The following is a 1,563-nucleotide window of genomic DNA, read 5'->3' on the forward strand; positions in this document are numbered from 1 at the left end:
AGCACAAGGGCTCGTGGTGGCCGGACTGGCGCGCCTGGCTGGGCGAGCTCGACCCCGAAGAGGTTCCCGCCCGCAGCGTTGGTAGCGAGGCCTATCCACCGCTCGAAGATGCGCCGGGCTCCTATGTCCGCGTCCGCGCATAGCGTGATCAGCCGCGATTGACTATAACCGCCTCCGTCCCGCCGGGACGAGACGGACATCAGTTGAGGGGATCTCGATGACGCGCGAACTGTTCTGGCTGACGCTGACGGTCATTCTGACCGGCCTGCTGTGGGTTCCCTACATCCTGAACCGCTGCCAGGTCCGCGGCCTCAGCGGCGCCATGGCCAACCCCTCGCGCAACGACAAGCCGCATGCGGCCTGGGCGACGCGGCTGATGTTCGCGCACGACAACGCGGTCGAGAACCTCGTGATCTTCGCGCCGCTGGTGCTGATCCTCAATTCCATCGACTACTCGACCAAGTGGACCGTGCTCGCCTGCGCCGTCTATTTCTGGTCACGTGTCGCCCACGTCATCGTCTACGCGATCGGCCTGCCCGTATTCCGCACCCTGGCCTTCGTCGTCGGCTTCGTGGCCCAGGCCGTGCTGGCGCTGGCGATCTTCGGCTGGCTCTGATCGCTACGGCAGATTGTCCCGCAGGAAGATGTCGATGCGGATGCGTTCCTGATCGGGGCTGATCGGTTCGCCCGAGCAATGCGCGAGCAGGACCCGCGCCGCCGAGCGGGCCTCGTGGCCGGGGTCCTGGTTGATGATGGCATCCAGGGTGCCGCGAACCAGGAACCGCCGCGTGTGCTGGGTCAGCTCGTGGGTGATCCACACCACCTCGCGCGCCCGCCCCGACGCCTCCAGCGCGTCGGCAATGCCGCGATTGCCGGCGCCGCAGCAGTAGATGCCGCGCAGGTCGGAATGCCGCGCCAGCAGCTCCGCGGTCAGCTCGCGCGTCAGCTCGCTGTCGTCGCGGCCCTCGATCGCCGGCAGCGCGCGCAGGCTCGGATATTCGCTGGACAAGATCTGATTGAACCCGAACTGCCGCTCGGCGTGATCGCGCAGCGACAACGAGCCGGCGATCACCGCGACCGTGCCGTCGCGACCGCCGAGGTATCGTCCCATCAGCGTGGCGGCGGTCCGCCCCGCGGCCGGGTTGTCGATGCCGACATAATGCAGGCGGCGCGAGGTCGGCGCGTCCGAGACCAGCGTGACGACGGCAACGCCGCGCGCGGTCAGTTCGTCGATGGCCGCGCGCACCCGGGGATGGTCGAGCGCGATGACGGCGACGCCCTGATACACCGGCGACAGGGTCTCCAACGCGCCGGCCAGCTGGTCGGGATCGAACACGTCGACATGCAGGATGTCGATGAAGCCGCGCTGCCCGGCCAGCCACTCCGCGGTGTGCCGGACCTGCTCGGTGAGATTCATCATGAAGCTGTTGCCGCCGGTCGGCAGCACGAAGGCAAAGCGAAAGGTCTGCCCTCGTGCGAGCCGCGCGGCCGCCACGTCGGCGCGATAGCCGAGCTTGGCCACGGCGGCTTCGACACGCGCCACGGTCTTGGCCCGCACGCCCT

2 protein-coding genes are annotated in these 1,563 nt (G+C 68.5%); one reads left to right on the forward strand and one right to left on the reverse strand.

Features of this window, described 5'->3' with window-relative positions:
* Positions 1–217 precede the first annotated feature (217 nt).
* On the forward strand, positions 218–616 hold the full coding sequence (locus BRAO375_RS19335; RefSeq protein ID WP_009029140.1) for an MAPEG family protein: 399 nt from the start codon (positions 218–220) through the stop codon (positions 614–616).
* A gap of 3 nt (positions 617–619) precedes the next feature.
* Here BRAO375_RS19335 and BRAO375_RS19340 read toward each other — a convergent pair.
* Positions 620–1,563, reverse strand: a 944-nt coding sequence (locus tag BRAO375_RS19340; protein ID WP_035641231.1) for a substrate-binding domain-containing protein, incomplete at its 5' end; no start/stop codon positions are given.

This window comes from Bradyrhizobium sp. ORS 375, assembly GCF_000239775.1.
Taxonomy (GTDB): Bacteria; Pseudomonadota; Alphaproteobacteria; order Rhizobiales; family Xanthobacteraceae; genus Bradyrhizobium.